The sequence below is a fragment of the Planococcus sp. FY231025 genome (assembly GCF_052078085.1).
GTDB lineage: Bacteria > Bacillota > Bacilli > Bacillales_A > Planococcaceae > Planococcus.
This window is the reverse complement of the sequence record NZ_JBQJJG010000007.1, coordinates 293441-306965: the sequence shown is the minus strand read 5'-3', so window position 1 is coordinate 306965 and position 13525 is coordinate 293441. Positions and strand designations below refer to the sequence as shown.

At 49.4% G+C, this 13525-nt stretch carries 14 protein-coding genes; 5 read left to right on the top strand and 9 right to left on the bottom strand.

The window, feature by feature from the left end; all coding sequences use genetic code 11:
• Positions 1–112: 112 nt before the first annotated feature.
• Positions 113–382: an RNA polymerase sigma factor gene (locus ACTL32_RS11330; RefSeq protein WP_441341585.1), complete on the bottom strand. Its 270-nt coding sequence runs from the start codon at positions 380–382 to the stop codon at positions 113–115.
• 251 nt (positions 383–633) lie between these two features.
• Here ACTL32_RS11330 and ACTL32_RS11325 point away from each other — a divergent pair, with 251 nt between their 5' ends.
• Positions 634–1170 carry a DinB family protein gene (locus ACTL32_RS11325; RefSeq protein ID WP_441341584.1) on the top strand — a complete coding sequence of 179 codons (537 nt, stop codon included), beginning with the start codon at positions 634–636 and terminating at the stop codon, positions 1168–1170.
• 47 nt (positions 1171–1217) lie between these two features.
• Here ACTL32_RS11325 and ACTL32_RS11320 read toward each other — a convergent pair whose 3' ends face one another.
• The 6 genes from ACTL32_RS11320 to ACTL32_RS11295 form a co-directional block, all read right to left on the bottom strand.
• Complete coding sequence (locus tag ACTL32_RS11320) at positions 1218–1655, bottom strand: DMP19 family protein (protein WP_441341583.1); 438 nt, start codon at positions 1653–1655, stop codon at positions 1218–1220.
• 211 nt (positions 1656–1866) lie between these two features.
• Positions 1867–2925 (bottom strand): Gfo/Idh/MocA family protein, encoded by a 1059-nt coding sequence (locus tag ACTL32_RS11315; protein ID WP_441341582.1) that lies wholly within the window; start codon positions 2923–2925, stop codon positions 1867–1869.
• Between the two features lie 11 nt (positions 2926–2936).
• On the bottom strand, positions 2937–3911 hold the full coding sequence (locus ACTL32_RS11310; protein ID WP_441341581.1) for an ABC transporter permease: 975 nt from the start codon (positions 3909–3911) through the stop codon (positions 2937–2939).
• Positions 3904–5418 (bottom strand): sugar ABC transporter ATP-binding protein, encoded by a 1515-nt coding sequence (locus tag ACTL32_RS11305; protein WP_441341580.1) that lies wholly within the window; start codon positions 5416–5418, stop codon positions 3904–3906. The genes ACTL32_RS11310 and ACTL32_RS11305 overlap by 8 nt, the downstream gene beginning before the upstream one ends.
• A 65-nt stretch (positions 5419–5483) precedes the next feature.
• Entirely contained in the window at positions 5484–6464 is a 981-nt protein-coding gene (locus tag ACTL32_RS11300; RefSeq protein WP_441341579.1) for a substrate-binding domain-containing protein, read from the bottom strand.
• A gap of 109 nt (positions 6465–6573) precedes the next feature.
• Positions 6574–7563 (bottom strand): LacI family DNA-binding transcriptional regulator, encoded by a 990-nt coding sequence (locus ACTL32_RS11295; RefSeq protein WP_441341578.1) that lies wholly within the window; start codon positions 7561–7563, stop codon positions 6574–6576.
• 199 nt (positions 7564–7762) lie between these two features.
• Here ACTL32_RS11295 and ACTL32_RS11290 point away from each other — a divergent pair, with 199 nt between their 5' ends.
• The 3 genes from ACTL32_RS11290 (at position 7763) to ACTL32_RS11280 (ending at position 10808) form a co-directional block, all read left to right on the top strand.
• The gene (locus ACTL32_RS11290) at positions 7763–8731 is read left to right on the top strand and encodes a sugar phosphate isomerase/epimerase family protein (protein ID WP_441341577.1); all 969 of its coding nucleotides are present in this window, start codon (positions 7763–7765) and stop codon (positions 8729–8731) included.
• Between the two features lie 124 nt (positions 8732–8855).
• Complete coding sequence (locus ACTL32_RS11285) at positions 8856–9767, top strand: GNAT family N-acetyltransferase (RefSeq protein WP_441341576.1); 912 nt, start codon at positions 8856–8858, stop codon at positions 9765–9767.
• Between the two features lie 216 nt (positions 9768–9983).
• Positions 9984–10808, top strand: a complete 825-nt coding sequence (locus ACTL32_RS11280; RefSeq protein ID WP_441341575.1) for an STAS domain-containing protein — start codon at positions 9984–9986, stop codon at positions 10806–10808.
• Positions 10809–10851: 43 nt separating this feature from the next.
• Here the strand turns inward: ACTL32_RS11280 and ACTL32_RS11275 are convergent, their stop codons facing one another.
• Positions 10852–11649 (bottom strand): SDR family NAD(P)-dependent oxidoreductase, encoded by a 798-nt coding sequence (locus ACTL32_RS11275; protein WP_441341574.1) that lies wholly within the window; start codon positions 11647–11649, stop codon positions 10852–10854.
• Positions 11650–11791: 142 nt separating this feature from the next.
• Positions 11792–12250 carry an SRPBCC family protein gene (locus tag ACTL32_RS11270; protein WP_441341573.1) on the bottom strand — a complete coding sequence of 153 codons (459 nt, stop codon included), beginning with the start codon at positions 12248–12250 and terminating at the stop codon, positions 11792–11794.
• Between the two features lie 316 nt (positions 12251–12566).
• On the opposite strand from ACTL32_RS11270, the gene ACTL32_RS11265 reads away from it, so the two are divergent.
• The gene (locus tag ACTL32_RS11265; RefSeq protein ID WP_441341572.1) at positions 12567–13478 is read left to right on the top strand and encodes a DMT family transporter; all 912 of its coding nucleotides are present in this window, start codon (positions 12567–12569) and stop codon (positions 13476–13478) included.
• Positions 13479–13525: the final 47 nt, after the last annotated feature.

Below are 13525 nucleotides of genomic sequence, written 5' to 3'. Positions count from 1 at the left end.
GTTCCTTCTTGTTATACGATTTGGACGTAAAGAAGATAAAATCAAAAACGGCCGCTTTTAAGCGGCCGTTGGTTTACTAAAATTTGATGGCAGCCTTGACGTCAGGACTCTTTTAACAGCATTTCTTCTCCCGCATCTCGAGGCTTTTCGAACGGCAGCATTCCAGGAGCAGAGCTGCAAAATTTCTATCACTCCGAAAATCCCCCGGCTGAAGCCACAGATGGCTAAAAACGCGGGATACCAGTTCTTCACAGGCGTTGGGGTCGACGTGGCTGCGGCTCGCGAAATTCCACACCATCCGGTGATACCGGTCATACAAGGCAGACAGCGCTTGTTTGTCGCGCTTCGCCACTCTCTCCATCAACAACTCATCTCTGCTCAAAACTGCCACCCCTTTTGTTTTCTAATTGCCTCAGCTTATGCCGGATAAACCTAAATATCTCGAATTCAGAGTTTTATTTAAAATATATATAAAATAACTGTAAAAAAGATGCGTTTATATAATTAAAAGGGACGATTTACCTAGCGTAACTGCACCTTTTTCGAATGAATAATATTCCTTAAGCTATTCTTAATTCCATCGATTTATAGTACAATGCGAGCAATAAAACCATTCTGGAGAGGAGCATGGTCATGAATTTTGATTTGAACGAAGCTGTGGAAATTCTGGAACGGACGCCCAGGACTTTGGAGGTTTTCTTATCCGGCCTGTCTGACGGCTGGTTGGAATGCAATGAAGGATCGGATACGTGGAATGCGAAGGAAGTAGTCGGCCATTTGATTGAAGCAGAGATTTCCGACTGGATGCCACGGCTGAACATCATTTTGCAGGAAGGTGAAAACCAGCCGTTCCCCCCTTTTGACCGCTTTGCGCATCTCCAGAAAAACTCACATTTGTCGATCGACGAAAAGCTGATGGAATTCCAGATGCTCAGAAAGCAGAACATCCAAAGATTGATGGAAGCCGTGGATCCCATTGAACAACTGGAACTGACCGGCCTCCATCCTGACTTTGGCACCGTCAAATTGAGAGAACTCCTTGCGACCTGGGTCGTCCATGACCTCACCCACATCTCCCAAATTGTCCGGGTCATGGCCGAGCGCTACCGGGCGGACGTCGGTCCTTGGGCAGCCTATTTGGGCATCCTGAACCGGTCGCTTCCGAAATGAAGAAAACCCTTCCTCAAAAGGAAGGGTTCTTTTTTGTACAAACGGCACTATTTTCGTGTGGCCGCTTCGTGGATTTCAAGGAAATATTCCTCCAGCAGTTCCGCCAGCTTCCCGTCGAGTGCGTAGTAGGCGTTATCCGCTTGTTCAACGGCTTCATAGAACGCTTCTTCGGATCCTTCCCCATTTTCAAGTGCTATGTACCTTTGCAGCAGCGTTGCGCCATACTCTCGTTCAATTGCCGCATAACCGGCAGCCCCGATTTTCTCTAATGCCACAATGAGGCGAAGGCCGAAATCCGTTCCTTTCATATCTCCGGAAAACCAATTCAACAAGATTTCATGGCCGCCGCTTTCCATTTCGGAATAATAATGAAACGCGAGGTATGCATCATCCAGCACTTCCTCGCTAGACGGATACTCCAGATTGCTGAGAACGCCGATGACTTCATTCCATGCTTTGTCTTTATCAATGCTGTTTTTTTTCATATTCCAAGATCCTCCTCCATATACTTTAGTATATCAATCTGTCCTCCTTTGTTTAGCAAATCGCAAACGGGGTAAAAAAACATTATCATAAACAAGGGTGGGATCAGTATGCGCATGGGTTGTATGGGAAGCATCATCATTTCCATCATTCTTTCTATTCTTCTGACGTTGATATTAAACATGATGTTCTAATAGAAAAAAGAGCTTTTCCTCATTTATGGAGGAGAGGCTCTTTTTCGATTGTGACAACGCGATTCGTCTCGGCCGCTTCCATGATGGCTAGGATGACTTTTAGCGATTTGAGCGCATCTTCGCCTGTTACAATCGGTTCCTGGTCCAATCGGATGGAGTCGATAAAAGCATCGATGACGCCGCTGCTTGTCTGGTTGTCGTTTGTTTGGATCGCTTCGAGCTCGTAATTCACTTTTTCGCCGTTGTCCATGATGATCTGGAGCTGGTACTGGTCGTTATGGTAGATTTTCAGGATGCCTTTCTCGCAATACACTATGGTGCTATTGTCTTCTTCACCGTAATAGGTCCACGAAAAAGCGGCATTGCCGATGCAGCCTTTTTCGGTCATCAAGCTGCATACCAGGTTATCGCACACTTCAATCGGTTCGCCGTTTTCATCAAGCTTATGGAGAGCTCCTTGGAATGCGCTGACCTGGACGATTTCATCACCGAGCAGGTAATGCAGCAAATCGATTTTGTGGATGCCCAAATCCCCTCCTACGCCGAAGCCCGAACGTTCCTTTTTAAAGAACCAAGTCGAGTTGGTTTTATTGATGCCCCAAGCTTCCGGCCCCGAATGCCCGAATGCCGTGCGGAACGTCAACACTTTCCCAAGTTCGCCGCTTGCGATGATTTCCCGCGCTTTCTGATGGGCCCGCGTGAAGCGCTGGTTGTGGTCGACCATCAGTTTTTTCCCGGAGTTTTTCTGCGCCTCGAGAATTTCCCGGGCATATTCCACTGTCAGCGAAATCGGTTTTTCGCACAAGACATGCTTTCCGCTCAAAAGCGCCTGGGTGGAAAACAGATGATGGTGCTCATTCGACGAACAATCGCTGATGGCGATGATGCCGGGATCGGAAAACAATTCATCCACGCTTTGCGCCACGGTTCCGCCGAACATCGCCGCCATGGCTTCCGACCGGTCGAGGTTGCGGTCATAAAAGACAATTTCGTCGACATGCGGATTCGCTTTGTATTCCGGTGCATGGCGCATTTTCGTAATGGAGCCGCAGCCGATAATGCCTACTTTGAAACCCATCCAATCCCCTCCTATTCCCTTTTTTGAAATACGACAGCAATGATGATGATCAGCCCTTTAACAAAACCTTGCAAATGGGGAGAGACATTCATCAAGTTCATCATATTGTTCAATATGCCCAGTATCAGGACCCCGAAAAGCGTACCGATGATTTTGCCGCGTCCGCCGGTCATCCGTGTGCCTCCGATGATGACAGCCGCAATCGCATCAAGCTCATATTGGGCCCCTGAACTTGAGGACGAGATGGAATTCAAGCGCGACGTTTCGATGACCGCGGCCACACCGACCAATGTGCCGATCAGCGTGTAGACCCAGATTTTCATCCGGTCCACCCGGATTGCCGACAGCATCGCCGCTTTTTCGTTCGAGCCGAGCGCATAGACATACCGGCCGAACCGGGTTTTGTGCATCAGAATATACACGAGCACTGCCATCAAGAGAAAGATGATGACCGGGTAATCGAACACCCATAAATCGCTGTTCGCAATCGCCGTGAATCCATCTACTTCCCCTGATACGCTTCCCCCTTCGGCAATATACAGCGCAATCGAACGGGCACCGGCCATCATCCCTAGCGTGGCGATGAACGACGCAATCCGCCCTTTCGCCACCATCAACCCGTTCAGGAACCCGGCAAACGAACCGACAAGCAAGGCGGTGAAGACCCCGACCAGGATGCTGCCGGATGCATTCAATGCCAGGACCGAAATGACGCCGGCGAGCGCCAGAACCGAACCGACCGATAAATCGATGCCCCCTGACAGCATGACCACGGTCATTCCGAGTGCGATAATGCCGATGATCGACACCTGCATCAGAATATTCAGCTGGTTGTTGATGTCGAGAAATCGCGGATTCATCAGCGATGATCCGATGAAAATGATGATAAAAGCAATGATGACGCTGTATTCAGCCCACAGCCAGGACAAGCGGCTTTTTGCCGTGACAGGTTCTTGTGTATATTCCTTTACATCGATGTTAGCCAATGGCTATGCCCTCCCTTTTTGAGCCAGTTGCATAATGCATGATTTCCTCTTCGCTTGCCCCTTCTCCTGTGAACCGTGCTGTGATTTCCCCGTGGTACATGACGTTGATCGTATGGCAGATGCGCAGCACTTCCGGCGCCTCCGAAGATAAGATGATGATTGCTTTCCCGAGCCTCGACAACGCGATGATCTGTTGATAGATTTCCTGTTTGGCGCCGACATCGATGCCTTGCGTCGGGTTGTCGAAAATCAGGATATCGGTTTCCGCTTCCAGCCATTTGGCGATGATCACTTTCTGCTGGTTTCCGCCGCTCAGCTTATCAATAGTGATGCGCGGATTATGGACTTTGATGTTGAGCGCCTTTTTGTAGACATCGAATTTTTCTCGTTCCTTTTTGTCCTGGATAAAGCCTGAGCGTTCAAAATTGCCCATCGATGAGAGGCTCATGTTATGGATGACGCTCAAATCCTTGATGATGGCATTTTCCTTGCGGTCTTTGGGGACATAGCCGATTCCCGCTTGGAGCGCTTTCCGCGGATGATCTATTTTCACGACTTGGCCGTTGATTTTCACTTCGCCAGCGTATTTTTTCCGAAATCCGAATAAACTCTCGAAGAGCTCTGTCCTGCCGTCTCCTGCAAGTCCCGTAAATCCAACGATTTCGCCTTTGCGGACAGTGAAATCGATATCCTTGAAATGCCCCGTACTTGTCAGGCCGCTCACTTCCATTGCCACCTCTCCGAAAGGATGCTCGTGCATAAAGCGTTCCTGTGAAATGGCTTTTCCCACCATCATTTTTGTGATGGTTTCCAAGTCTTCATTTTCCACCATTCCGGTCTTTACCAGCTGCCCGTCCCGTAAAACAGTGTAGCGGTCGCATACCGCCTGAATCTCTTTCAGCTTGTGTGAAATGTAAATGATTGAGACGCCGGTCTTCTTCAGGTTCTTCATCAATTCGAACAAACGGTTCACTTCATGTTCCGCAAGCGATGTCGTCGGCTCATCCATGATGATCAAACGGGATTTGTGGAGCAGCGCTTTCGAGATTTCGATCAATTGCTTGTAGGACGTCGCGAGATTCCGTACATATTCCTTCGGATTGATGTTGACACCGAGTTCCGCCAAAATATCGTGCGTTTGCCGGCACATTTCTTCTACAGCAAGGAAACCGAATTTATTGCGGAGTTCCGAACCGAGAAACATATTTTCATAGACCTTCAAATCAGAAACCATATTCAGTTCCTGGTGGATGAAGCTGATGCCGTGTTCTTGCGAAACGCGCGGGTCCGCCATTTTGGCTTCTTCGCCATTTATGAAGATGGTTCCGTTATCCGGCTGATGGACGCCTCCTAAGATATTCATGAGCGTCGATTTGCCGGCCCCGTTCTCGCCGAGCAGGGCATGGATTTCCCCTTCTTCCACTTCCAGCGTCACACTCTTCAAAACCAGTACGCCGTTGAACGACTTTTCGATGTTTTTCATGGCCACAAAAGGTTGTGGAGTCATGGCTTATCCTCCTTTAAATCGGAAAAGAGGAAATGCAATGAAAGCACTGCATTTCCCGGCTTTGCTCAGAATTTGGATTCCGGATCATAGTATTCTTCCACATTTTCCTTTGTGACTTGCGTCGCTTCCTTCACGACCATTTCTTCAGCCGGCTCTTCCCCTTTGGCGAGGTCTGCAGCAATCTTCACTGCATCTTCCACCATAGTCGGCGAGTAGAGGAACGTCGCTTTCATGAGCCCGTCGTTCTGAATGTCTTCAAATACTTCCTTCGCTCCGCCGGCACCAGTGACAAACTGGATATCCGTGCGGCCTGCTTCTTTGATGGCCTGCAGTACGCCTAGCGCCATCCCGTCATCCTGTGTGAAGACGGCATCGATTTCAGGGTTCGCCTGCAGGATGTTCTGCATGACTTCCAATGATTTCTCAGTGGAGAAATCCCCGCTTTGCGATGCGATGATTTCCATGCCTTCTTCGCCGTCGACCGCTTCTTTAAAGCCTGATCCTCGCTGTTCTGTCACCGAACTCGGAGGTCCGCTGATTTCAACGATTTTCCCTTTGCCGCCCAATTGCTCCACAAAATATTTGCCGGCGTTGACGCCGATCCCTTCATTGTCGCCTTTGACAACGACGGTCGCTGCATCGTTTTCGAGTTCCCGGTCAACGATGACCAGCGGGATGCCCGCATCTTTTATTTTCTGGCCGACCGGCGTCAATGCCGCAGATTCAATCGGAAGCATAACGATGACGTCCACGTCTTGTGCAATCAAGTCATCCACGTCATTGGCCTGTTTGTTCGGATCGGCTGCATTTGTCATGACATAGTCGATGCCTTCACTTTCCTTCAATGCTTTCGCTTGTTTCTCAGCGCTGTCGATCAAGGCGCCCATCCAGCCGTGTGTTGCGGAAGGAAGCGATATTCCGATCGTCAGTTTTTCATCCGTTTCGCCTTCCGCTCCCGCACCCGAATCGCCGCTTTCTGTGCTGCCGCATGCCGCTAATCCAAAAATCGTGACGAAAGACAGTAGTAAGATCAATAATCTCTTCACCTGATTCACCCCTTTGTTTTTTTGAAAAGCTCCCCTAAATGTAAACGATTACATTCACAGCTAAGGCTAGCGCTCTGCCATCAACTTTTTTAATAACAGAGCGCAGGCCTTAGCCCGACGTCGATTCCCGGATGACCAATTCATGCTCCAGAACCACACTGTCGACATGCCGCCCTTGGATTTTGTCGATCAGCATCGTTGCGGCGATTGTACCCATTTTATACATCGGCTGTGCAACGGTTGTCAGCGTCGGATTGGTCATATTGGAAAAATCGATTTTGTCGAATCCTACCACTGCCACGTCCTCGGGCACGCGAAGGCCCGCTGCATTGATTTCCTTCAGGGCACCGATGGCCAATAGATCCGATACCGCAAATACGGCGGACGGCCGTTCCTTCAGCTGAAGGATTTTCTTCATCGCCTGCTGCCCTTGTTCGAAGCCCAACTCCTTCGTATAGAAGATATACTCTTTGTTCAGCGGAATGCCGTGTTCTTCGAGCGCGCGCTGGTAGCCCATCCGCCGTTCGCGCGCATACAGGAATTTTTCGTCGGAATTCATCAAGGCGATCCGGCGGTGCCCCATCTGGATCAAGTGCTTGACGGCCCTGTAGGAAGCTTCTTCACTGTCGATGGTGACATACGGGATATCAACGCCGCCGCCGTATTCGCTGCACTGGATAATGGCATATTTCTCAGAGAGGGTTTTCAGCGTTTCGACATTCACCGCCGGGTCCATCGATATGATGCCGTCCGCCATTTTTTTCCGCACCAGATCGAAATAGATGTCTTCTTTCTGCGGGCTTGAATCGGTCTCGCACAGCAGGATGTTGTAGTTTTGGCTCAGCGCCATGTTCTCAATCCCTTTGATGATTTCGAAATAGAAAGGGTTGGAGATTGTCGGAATCAGAATCAGCACGATGCGGCTTTCGGAATTCCGCAGGTTCCGCCCGAGCATGCTAGGTTCGTAGTTTAAATGCTGGATCGCCTCCTTCACTTTCAACTTGGTTTTCACAGCGACTTTATCTTGCCCGTTCAGCACACGGGAAACCGTCGCGACTGACACGCCAGCGTATTTTGCAACTTGTTGAATATTTGCCATGGAATTTTCCTTCTTTCTGAGATTCCATTTCCTAGAAATGAAATCGATTACATTTTCATACTAATTCGTTCAGAATTATCTGTCAATAAAAACTTTTAATTAAATAAAAATGTTGATTTCATTGAATAATTTATATATGTTAAGGATGTAACGGTTTACATGACAGTATATTCTGATATTTATATTAGGGGGGATTTTATTGAAACTGGGCGTTTTTACGGTATTGTTTTCCGATAGAAGTTTCGAAGATATGCTAGATTACGTGGCTTCCAAAGGCATTGAAGCCATCGAGCTCGGAACGGGCGGCTATCCTGGCGATGCTCATTGCAAATTGGATGAATTGCTCCAAGATGAAGGAAAACGGGAAAAGCTCCTGCAGCGAGCCGGCGAAGCCGGGGTGATCATCAGCGCACTCAGCTGCCATGCCAACCCCCTCCACCCGCAAAAACCAATCGCTGCGGCCGCTGACGAGTTGCTCGTCAAGACGATGCAATTGGCTTCAAAGCTCGGCGTCCCAGTGGTCAATACCTTCTCCGGCTGCCCGGGCGACCATGAAGACGCCAAATACCCGAATTGGCCTGTGGCTGCCTGGCCGAATGATTTTCAGGAAATCCTGAAATGGCAATGGGAAGAGAAACTGATTCCTTACTGGAAAGAAAAGAACAGCTTGGCCGAATCGCTCAATGTAAAAATCGGCCTTGAACTGCACGGCGGGTTTTCAGTCCATACGCCGGCGACGATGCTCAGGCTGCGGGACGCCTGCGGCACTGCCATCGGCGCCAATCTGGATCCGAGCCATATGTGGTGGCAAGGCATCGACCCGGTGGAAGCCATCAAGATTCTGGGCAGCGAAGGGGCCATCCATCATTTCCATGCCAAAGACACCATCATCGACCAGCAGAACACCAACCGCAATGGCTTGACGGACATGACGGATTATTCCCAGATGCGCGACCGCTCCTGGTATTTCCGGACGGTTGGCTTCGGGCATAGCCAAAAGACTTGGGCTGATATCATCAGTACGCTGCGGCTCTACGATTATGACTATGTCGTCAGCATCGAGCACGAAGACGGTTTGATGTCGGTCAATGAAGGCTTCACGAAAGCGGTCGAAAACCTGAAGCCGGTTCTCGTGAAAGAATCGGTGGCTGAGATGTGGTGGACCTGAAAACTGCCCTCCCCTGGCTACCGGAAAGCTGAGGTATTATTATTGTCGGAAGTTATCAGGATATGCAATGATGAAAAGAGACAATTTAACATTACCAAGCTTAACGGATAAGGGGTATCACGATATGGAGCATACAATTAGAACATTAAAGATGGAAGACCTGCCTTACCTTGAAGCGATGCAAACCGGAATTGAAGATGATTACGTGAAGCGAATTTTCGAGCGGCTCGTGACGACTGAAAACAACCGGCTGTTCGGGCTGTTTCTCGGCGAAGGGCTCGCAAGTGTCTGCGGATATACGATTTTCGCCGGAAGCTACGCCATGATCGGCCGGATCCGCAGCGACATCCGCTACCGCGGCAAAGATCTGGCCACCAAGCTGACGGCCCATGTCTTAAAGGCGGCATTCGAATTGCCGGATATCCAATGGGTCGGCGCAAACACCCAGGAAGAAAACGCCCCTGCCCGGCGCGTCCTTGAGAAACTCGGTTTGTACGAACACCCGCCGCTTTACGGGGCCACCACAAAAGACCTTGCACAATTTGCCGGGGATGCCCCGGAGTGGTTGGAGCTTCTGGACGCCGGCCGGAAAAAAGAGTGGCTCGAGCGCCTATACATCAAACCGGGCGCTGTTTTCCCGTACGAATGCTATTATTTGTTCCCGGCATCTGAAGCATTATTTTCTGCCGAAAAAATCGCCGAATGGCAATTTTTCGAGAACGCTTCTAAAGACCGGATGCTGATCTTGAAGAAAGATTTTAAGAAGCACTATTATTTGCATGCGGTCTACCCGTGGAATGACCTGTTCGGTCAGCCAGGCCTATGGGAGACCATTTTCGCCGCTTACCGGCATTATGCCGCACAGGTTGAGGAAGAAGCTTTTGTCTGGATGGATCTCAGCAAAGAGCAGGCCGCTTCGCTTCCGGAGGGCCATTCCTTTGAATTGCCGTCTGCCTGGGTGCTGTACGGGGTGTCCCGGAATTCCTTTAACATGATGAAAAACGATTCTCTGTCCTCCGTTGGCAAACACGATTGAAAACATTAAAGATAGAACCTGTTTAGCCGGTATTATACGGCAAGCGGGTTTCTTTTTCTTTAAAGCTTAGACTGGCTAAAGCCGGCTTTGCGATTCTACCTTTCAGTTAATGCTTTCAAAAAAAAACAGAAAATTTTCACTGGAGTATGTTTAACTTTTTAGGAAGAAAGGTATAGGGAGATGTTAACCAAAAAACTGTAAAAGGGGAAAGAAACCATGGCAGAAGCCGTACAGAATTCTCTTGAGCTAAAAGCATTTTTCAAAAAGAACCGCAAGGAATTCGAAGAGCAATTATTATCAGAAGCAGTCAATGTCCGGGACAAGATCGATGAGATCCTGGCAATCGGCAATATCAACTTGGTCAAAAACGCACATGATCTGACTGTCTATATCATTGACGGACAGGAAGAAGAATTAAAATCTTTCGCAAAACAGGAAGGCATCGCTTGGGCAACGTATTCCCTTGAATTATCCTTCAAGCTGGAATGGGTCCAGGCCATCCGGCGTACCCTCTGGATTTTCATCCAAAAATTCGAAGAAGTGCACAGCACCTATTCATCCGTGGGCTTTTTCCAACTCGAACAGCAATTGAATTCACGCGTCGACACATTCCTGAACGCATTTTTCATCAATTATTCTACATACAAAGATTCGCTGATTAAAGCCCACCGGCAGCTCGTCGAGAACTTGTCGGTGCCGATTATTCCGATCACGCCATCGGTCAGCATCCTTCCGTTGATCGGTTCAGTGGATTCGTTCCGCACGAAAATCCTCGAAGAAAAGGTCCTGACAGAAATCGGCATTTCCCGGATCCAGACACTAATCATGGACATGTCGGGCATTGCGGATATGGAGCCGGAAGTCATCTTCGACCTCATGAAGATTTTGGACGGCACGAAAATGATGGGCTGCAAGACAGTCATTACCGGTCTGCGGCCGGATGTCGTAAGGAAGATGATCCACATGGACTTATCTTTCGACCAGAAAACCGAAACGCTTGGCACCCTGCAGCAAGCGCTGAAAGAATACATTGCATTGTAAAATCAAAAATCCGTATCCGGAATACACCGGATACGGATTTTTGCTACATGTAATTTCCGCCGGAAATCTTCACCGATTCCCCGACGATGTTCCGGGCTGCATCCGTCATCAGGAACGCGATCGTGTTGGCCACTTCTTCTGCGGTCGACAACCTGCCGGAAGGGATGCTCTGTTCCGCTTCCTCCAGCCCTTCTTCAAACGAAATGCCTCTCCGTTCCGCCTTTCTGCGGATGCTCGACAGCGCCATCTCCGTATCGACATAGCCCGGTGAAACCGAATTGACGCGGATGCCGTATTCGATCGCTTCCAAAGCCATCGATTGCGTCCATCCGACCACAGCGAACTTGCTGGCGGCATAGGCCGTGTTGCCATGCGTACCGCGAAGCCCCGACAGCGAAGCAAGATTGACGATGTCGCCCTCTTTTTGTTCCATCATCTTGAGATACACCGCTTGCGTCAGAAGAAACGTCGACTTGAAATTCACATTCATCAGCCTTTCGATGAACCGCTCGTCCAATTCCTCGACCGTCTTGCCGCCCGCAACGCCTGCTGAATTCACCAGCCCATTGATGAATCCATGAGCTTCCTCCGCTTTGGCTATCAATTCATCGCGGTCCAGCCCTTCAGTCAAATCCGCCGTTTTCGCAAAGACATTCGCTGGATCGGTAATTTCAGCAAGTTCCTTCTGCAAGCCTTCCAGTTTATCTTCCTTCCGTCCAGTAATGGTGATCTTCGCTCCCATCCGCGCCATCACTTTCGCCGTTTCGTACCCGATTCCGCCGGTTGCGCCTGTGATTAGTACGTGTTTATGGCTTAATGCATCATCCGAAAAGATTGTCATGTGAACGCCTCCCCCCTTTTGCTTGTCCCTCCTCTTTTCCCGGGGTTTCCTTTTGGGAAACCAGCACCGGACGATTTGGTCCATGAATATGAAAAACCAGCCAATCCCGCAACTTGCCGCTGCAGAATTGGCTGGTTTTCTATCAAGCGCTCAATTTCGAAGCTTCGCAAACATCCTTTAAATTCCGGAAAGTCTGCTCCATGGCATTGTCTAAAAGCTTGCGGATAATGAGCTTGTCTGCCATTTTTCGAAGCAGGCTGCTTGGCATTTCATATTCTTCTGTATAAGATACTTTTGTTCCGCTGCCTTCCGGACTATAAATCCAGTGCTGATGTGACTGGATCGCCCCTGTGACTTTGCCTTTCCAAGAAAATCCCATTCCCTGCTTTTCATTTTCGATGACTTCAACTGTAATTGGCATATGCATTCCCATCATCGTATAATCGAAATCCGCTCTCGTCCCTGACTCGCCCTCGCCTTGCATTTTTTTCGGTTCGGACAAGCCCACGTACCATTGATACCATAATGCCGGATTCGAGCCGTAACGATAAACTTCTTCAACTGGCCGGTCGATTACAATACTTTTCTCCAAGGTCCACATGACGGATTCCTCCTTATCAGACTTTGAAAAAGATCCAGCTGCCTTGCTGAATCCACAAGTATTATCCTCCCCTTCCTTTTTGAAGTAAACATTAAAAAATCCGCGCACAGCCGCTGTTATGTATATTCACTTTCATGTTAATACGGCGGTTCTTGAATGTAAACGAAAGGCGCTTATTATTTTGAATATTCATTTATTAATACGTTTAATTATTCAAAATGAATTTTTTGATTACAATCACTTCTTCAAGACAATCCAGGTATGAAAGAATATAATAGAAGCTGCCTGTTTTTGATTTTTCATTGGAGGAGATTTTTTGAACGCAAAAGCTTTTTCACTGGCCTTATTCTCGATCCTGATTTGGGGATCTTCGTTTGCAGCAATCCGTGTAGGCTTGCAGGGCGGCTATGACGCCGGTCAAAACGTGCTGGTCCGTTTCCTCGTCGCTTCGCTGCTTTTCATCATATACGCATTGTGGCCCGGGACGAAATTCCGGCTGCCCTATAAAAGCGACATCATCCGCATTCTCGTACTGGGCTGGATCGGCATCAGTGTCTACCATATTTTCGTGACATTCGGCATGGAGAACATCTCGGCCGGCACTGCCGGCATGCTTGTCGGGTCCGGACCGATTTTCACCGCGCTGGTCGCCCGCTTCATCTTGAAGGAACGCCTCACGGGACTTGGCTGGCTCGGACTGGCAATCGGCTTTGCCGGTATTACAGTCATCGCTTTCGGCTCTGCGGGCGCATCCCTTACCCTTAATACCGGAGCGCTGCTTGTCATCGTCGCCGCATTCGCTTCCGCCGTGTTCTTTGTATTCCAGAAACCGCTGCTGTCCCGCTACTCGGCGATTGAGCTGACCGCTTACTTCACCTGGGCCGGCACCCTGCCGTTCCTGATCTTTTCGCCAGGGCTCGTCGATACGCTTCAACACGCGACCCCGGAAGCCCATTTTGCGATGTTGTACGTCGGCATCTTCCCGGCAGCCATCGCTTACGTCACTTGGTCCACAGCCCTGTCAATGGAAAATACCAGTGCCGTTTCAAGTCTGATCTACCTGGAGCCTGCAGTGGCCATCCTTGTGGCCTGGATGTGGCTCCATGAACTGCCGACCGGCATGTCGCTTGCCGGCGGTGCCATTGCCATCAGCGGGGTATTGACCGTCAGCCTGCTTGGCCGACAGCGCCGCAAAAGCGGACGTAGCGTTGCAGAATCCTCAGCTTGATATTCAAAAAGAGGCCTGGTTCTTTTTTAAGAACCAGGCCTCTTCCC